Origin of the sequence: Roseisolibacter sp. H3M3-2 (genome assembly GCF_029211165.1) — a bacterium.
GTDB lineage: Bacteria > Gemmatimonadota > Gemmatimonadetes > Gemmatimonadales > Gemmatimonadaceae > Roseisolibacter.
The window spans coordinates 1-4,924 of sequence record NZ_JARGEK010000355.1; the positions used below are offsets into that span (position 1 = coordinate 1).

5 protein-coding genes and 2 pseudogenes are annotated in these 4,924 nt (G+C 76.1%); 4 read left to right on the forward strand and 3 right to left on the reverse strand.

Annotated features, from left to right (window positions below; all coding sequences use genetic code 11):
* The 3 genes and pseudogenes from PYV61_RS20875 to PYV61_RS20885 form a co-directional block, all read left to right on the forward strand.
* Positions 1 to 186, forward strand: a pseudogene (locus tag PYV61_RS20875) (hypothetical protein); the annotation flags it as partial.
* Positions 187 to 240: 54 nt separating this feature from the next.
* On the forward strand, positions 241 to 741 hold the full coding sequence (locus PYV61_RS20880; RefSeq protein ID WP_275835264.1) for a GNAT family N-acetyltransferase: 501 nt from the start codon (positions 241 to 243) through the stop codon (positions 739 to 741).
* Entirely contained in the window at positions 738 to 1,559 is an 822-nt protein-coding gene (locus PYV61_RS20885; RefSeq protein ID WP_275835266.1) for an SDR family oxidoreductase, read from the forward strand. Before PYV61_RS20880 ends, PYV61_RS20885 begins: the two co-directional genes overlap by 4 nt.
* A gap of 115 nt (positions 1,560 to 1,674) precedes the next feature.
* Here PYV61_RS20885 and PYV61_RS20890 read toward each other — a convergent pair whose 3' ends face one another.
* The 3 genes from PYV61_RS20890 to PYV61_RS20900 all read right to left on the reverse strand — a co-directional run bounded on the left by PYV61_RS20890 (position 1,675) and on the right by PYV61_RS20900 (position 3,670).
* Positions 1,675 to 2,253, reverse strand: a complete 579-nt coding sequence (locus PYV61_RS20890) for a hypothetical protein (RefSeq protein WP_275835268.1) — start codon at positions 2,251 to 2,253, stop codon at positions 1,675 to 1,677.
* A gap of 293 nt (positions 2,254 to 2,546) precedes the next feature.
* Positions 2,547 to 3,281 (reverse strand): CAAX prenyl protease-related protein, encoded by a 735-nt coding sequence (locus tag PYV61_RS20895; protein ID WP_275835270.1) that lies wholly within the window; start codon positions 3,279 to 3,281, stop codon positions 2,547 to 2,549.
* A complete protein-coding gene (locus PYV61_RS20900; RefSeq protein WP_275835272.1) occupies positions 3,278 to 3,670 on the reverse strand; it encodes an FKBP-type peptidyl-prolyl cis-trans isomerase in 393 nt (130 codons plus the stop codon). The genes PYV61_RS20895 and PYV61_RS20900 overlap by 4 nt, the downstream gene beginning before the upstream one ends.
* Positions 3,671 to 4,133: 463 nt before the next feature.
* On the opposite strand from PYV61_RS20900, the pseudogene PYV61_RS20905 reads away from it, so the two are divergent.
* Positions 4,134 to 4,924 (forward strand): annotated as a pseudogene (locus PYV61_RS20905) (hypothetical protein); the annotation flags it as partial.

The following is a 4,924-nucleotide window of genomic DNA, read 5'->3' on the forward strand; positions in this document are numbered from 1 at the left end:
GCGGGCGCCGCCGGCGCCGCGGCGGCGGACCGCCTCGCGGGCGGGGCCCTGATGGGCGGGCGCGCCGCCCTGCTGCTGGGGGGATTCGCCGCGCTGATGGCGGTGGTGGCGGTGCTCGCCGCGTTCGGGCCGGCGCAGCGCGGGCTGCGCATCGCCCCCACCGAGGCGCTGCGCGGCGACGCGTAGGGCCGCGTGGCGCCCCTCGCGGCGCGGGGGCCGGGGTCGTGATCTTGTCCGGTCATGACCCCCGACGCCACGCCCCCCGCCCTCCGCCTCCGCGCGGCCACCGCCGACGACGTCCCGACGATCCTCCGCCTGATCCGCGGGCTCGCCGACTACGAGCGGCTGCTGCACGAGTGCGAGGCCACCGAGGAGCAGCTGCGCGCGACGCTGTTCGGCGACCACCCGGCCGCCGAGGTGGTGATCGCGGAGTGGGAGGGCGCGCCGGCGGGGTTCGCGCTCTTCTTCCACAACTATTCCACCTTCCTCGCCCGCCGCGGGATCTTCCTCGAGGACCTGTTCGTCCTCCCCGAGCGCCGCGGCCACGGGATCGGCAAGGCGCTGCTCGTGCACCTCGCGCGGCTCGCCGTGGAGCGCGGGTGCGGGCGCCTCGAGTGGAACGTCCTCGACTGGAACGCGCCGGCGATCGGCTTCTACCGGTCGCTCGGCGCGGCGCCGATGGACGAGTGGACGACGATGCGCGTGACCGGCGACGGGCTGCGCGCGCTCGCCGGCGCGTGAGCGGCGCCCCCTTTCGCGGGCTGGCGGTCCTGCTCACCGGCGCGTCGAGCGGGATCGGGCGCGCGCTGGCGCGGCAGCTCGCGGAGCAGGGCGCGTGGCTCGCGCTGGCCGCGCGCACGCGCGACGAGCTGGAGGAGGTGGCCGCCGAGTGCCGCGCGGCCGGCGCCGCGGCCGGCGCGCGCGCCGTCGCCATCCCCACCGACGTCGCCGACGAGGCGCAGTGCCGCGCCGCCGTGGAGCGCGCGGTCGCCGAGTTCGGGCGGCTCGACGTGCTGGTCGCCAACGCGGGGATCAGCATGTGGGCGCGCTTCGACGCGCTGCGCGACCTCGAGGGGCTCGAGCGCATCATGCGCGTGAACTACTTCGGCGCGGTGTACTGCGCCTTCCACGCGCTGCCGCACCTGAAGCGCGCGCGCGGCCGGATCGTCGCGGTGTCGAGCCTCACCGGCAAGACCGGCGTCCCGACGCGCACCGGCTACGCCGCCAGCAAGCACGCGATGGCGGGCTTCTTCGACTCGCTGCGCATCGAGCTGGCCGACGAGGGGGTGAGCGTCACCGTCGTCTACCCGGGCTTCGTCGCCACGGGCGTGCGCCGCCACGCCGTCGGCCCCGACGGCCGGCCGCTCGGCGAGAGCCCGGTGCAGGAGTCGAAGGTGATGACGCCGGACGAGTGCGCGCGCCTCACCCTGCGCGCCGCCGCCCGCCGCGACCGCGAGCTGGTGATGACGGCGCGCGGGCGCGTCGGGCAGTGGCTGAAGCTGATCGCGCCGGGGCTGACGGACCGGATCGCGCGGCGGGCGATCGAAGAAGGACGCTGACGGCGGGAGTCGCGACTGCGGGAGTCGAAAAAGCGGGAGTCGTGAGAGCGCACTGCGCCGTTGCGACTCCCGCTCTCGTGAATCCCGCAGTCGCGACTCCCGCCGTTCAGCGGTCTCAGTGATGCGCGTGCGCCGAAACGTTCGCCTCCAGCTGCTCCGCGTACTGGCAGCTCACGGTCGGGTTGAACGCCGCGAACGTGCCGCTCGGGTTGTGCTGCCCGACCCACGCGTGCAGCGCGTACGTCTGCATCGGGCCGACCGGCGGGCCGTCCTCGAACGCGTGCCCGAACAGCGAGGGGCGCGACGAGCCGGGCGCGTTGACCTGCATGTACTCGACGGCGACCAGGCGCAGCCGCCCGTTCTGCTGCGGCTCGTACACGAGGATCTCCGGCTCCGCCGGGTCGAGCGCCGGGTTCATCACGCCGGCCACGTTCACGTAGTGGATCCCCATCCCGCCGAGCCCCGGCACCTCGACGCACCCGCCCTGCGGCGCGTAGCCGGCCGCGATCGCGGCGTCGACGTTCCGGAAGCGCGCGCTCGCCGCGCGGGCCGCGGCCGTCGCCTGGTTCTCCTCGGCCTTGCTGGCCGACGGGGCGCCGGCGCGCATCGCCGGGTCGGTGGGCGTGCCGTCCGCGCAGGCGGCGACGAGGGCGGCGGCGAGCGTGCTGCGGACGAGGGTGCGGAAGGACGACATGGAGGGGCTCCTGGGATCGAGGTGAGGCCGCGCGCGGCGCGCGACGACCACAATGTTCCCGGAGCGGGCGGGCGCCACTTGGGTCGTGTTACCCAATTCCGCGCATCCATGAGGCGTGGTCAGGAACGGCGTGGTCTAGAAGGGCGTGGTCTGATAGGGCGTGGTCAACAACGGCGTGGTCCGGTACGGCGTGACCTTCACCTGTCGGTGTCGGCTCACGTAGTACCGGACCACGCCGTATCAGACCACGCCCTATCAGACCACGCCCTACCGGATCACGCCGTACCGGGCCCTCACATCCAGAACTCCCACCGCCCCGTCGCGATGGTGGTCAGCGACAGCGCGAGGTTCGTCGTCGCGTGCACGAGGATCAGGTCCCCGAGCGACCGCGTGCGCTTCATCCACCAGTTGTAGATGATCCCGCACAGCAGCCCGACCTCCCAGAACGGCCCGTGCTCGGCGGCGAACAGCAGCGCCGTCCCCCAGAACGCGAACGTCGTGTAGGTGCCGAGCGGCACGCGGCTGAAGCGCGTGTCCTGCAGCCAGCGCGGGAGCCAGCCGCGCCAGAACAGCTCCTCCAGCACCGGCACCAGCAGCGCCGCGCGCATCGTGCGCAGGACGAGCATCAGCGGGGTCAGCTCGCCCGCCGGGATCGACGTCTTCAGGCGCCCCGTGACGTCGTTCTGGAAGAGCGCCGAGTCGCGCCAGCCGGGGACCAGCAGGTCGGGGGCGACCCAGAGGGCGCACACCGCGAGCCCGAGCCCGACGCTCGCCAGCCAGTGCGGCGCGCGCCGGGCGTGCACCGCCAGCACCCGCCGCGAGAACAGCAGGATGCTGCCGAGGATGACGAGGTCGCGCACGACCTCCTTGACCGGCTGCTCGAGCGGGAGCTGGCCGTCGAGCGCCAGCCAGGCCATGAAGACCGCGAACGGCCCGACCCACGCCAGCGTCCCCTCGCCCGGCGGGTCGGCGGGGACGGGGGCGGGGGGCGGCGACTGGGGGGCGTCGGGGCGGACGGTGGCGGTCATCGGGGGCAGCTGCGGGTGGAGTCGGCCGGGTTGGTCGGGCGCGGCGGGGCGGGGGCGGTCGGCGGCGGGGGCTCCTCGACCCCGACCAGCTCGACGTCGAAGATCAGCGTCGCGCACGGCGGGATGGTCGGGGAGCGCCCGGGCACCCCGTAGCCCAGCTGGTACGGGATGATCAGACGACGACGCCCGCCGACGCGCATCCCCTCGAAGCCGGCGTCCCACCCCGGGATCACCCGGCGGCGCCCCTGCTCGAAGCGGATCGGCTCGTTGCGGTCGCGCGACGAGTCGAACTTGCGCCCGTCGGTCAGCCACCCGGTGTAGTGCACGACGTACTGCTTGCCGGGGAGGGCCGCCGCCCCCGTCCCCTCGGCGATGTCGACGTAGCGCATCACGTATTGCGTGCGTTCGACACCCTTCACTTCGGGGATGGGGGCCGGTAGCGTCACCCCCGCCCTGCTCCGACCGGAGCCGCACCCGGCCAACACGGCCGTGCCCAAGAGGATGAGCCCGGCAATCCGCCGCCGGGCGCCCGGGTGCGGCGAGCTCTGGCGCAGCGGCGCGCGACGTGCTCCTGTGACGTGCGTCATGGCGGGCGGCGGGATGGGGACCGTGTGGCTCACGCCCCGAGCGACCGACACTCAGAGCGATGGCACAGCCGCGGACGCCGTCCGTCGGCGCCCCAACATAGCATCGGCAGCACATCGGGACGCCCCGCGTCCTCCCTCCCCATCCCGGGGCGCACCCCTCCCGCGCCCCGCCCGCCCCGCCCCTCCGCTGCTCCCTCCGTCGCCCCCGTCGGCCCCCGTCCTGGACCGCCTGCTCGCCGAACTGCCGAGCTCGCCCTCGCGCGTCGTGTGCACGGGCGGGGTGACGCTGCGGCGCGGCCCGGGCGGCGCGTGGGGGGTGGCGACCGACGTCCCGGCCGGGCCGCCGCCGGGCGCCGCGGGGGCGACGATGCTGGCCGCGACGCTGCGCGCTCTCGGGCTCCGTCCCTCCGACGTCGCCGCCGGGCTCGCGGTCCCGCCCCCCTGGGGCGCCGCCCCCGCGGCCGGCGCCCCCGCCCCGGCCGCGCTGTGGGCGTGGCAACCGGTCGACCCCGAGGCGCTGCTCGCCGACGGGGTCCGCCCGGTGGTGCTGGTCACCGACGAGGCCGACCCGCCTGGCGACGGGGGCGCGCACCTCGTCTCCGCCGCCGGCACGATCGCCTGGCGCCCCCCCCTCGAGACGCTGGCCGACGTCCCCTCGCTCGGCGCCCACGCGCTGCGCCTGCGCTTCCTCGTGGACGCCGCCGAGCAGCGCGCGATCGCCGCCGCGCTGCGCTACGCCCGCGCCGCCGACGCCGCGCGGCAGACGGCCGCGCTGCTCGACGCGCGCGAGCTGACGACGCTCGCCGTCGCCCCCGCGCTCTTCGTCGAGGTCGACGCGCTGTTCGGCGCCGCCACCGAGACGCTGGACGCGGTCGCCCGGCTGGTCGAGGACGCCTTCGGCGCCCGCCGCGCGAGCCGGGGCCGCGCGCGCCGTTCGACACGCGCCTCCTCCGCGTGCGCGCCGCCCCGCCCGAGCTGCGCGACGCCCTGCTGGCGGTGTGGGACGCGCACGGCGCCGCGGTCCCCGGGCTGCGCCGCGCGGTGCGCCGCGCCGCC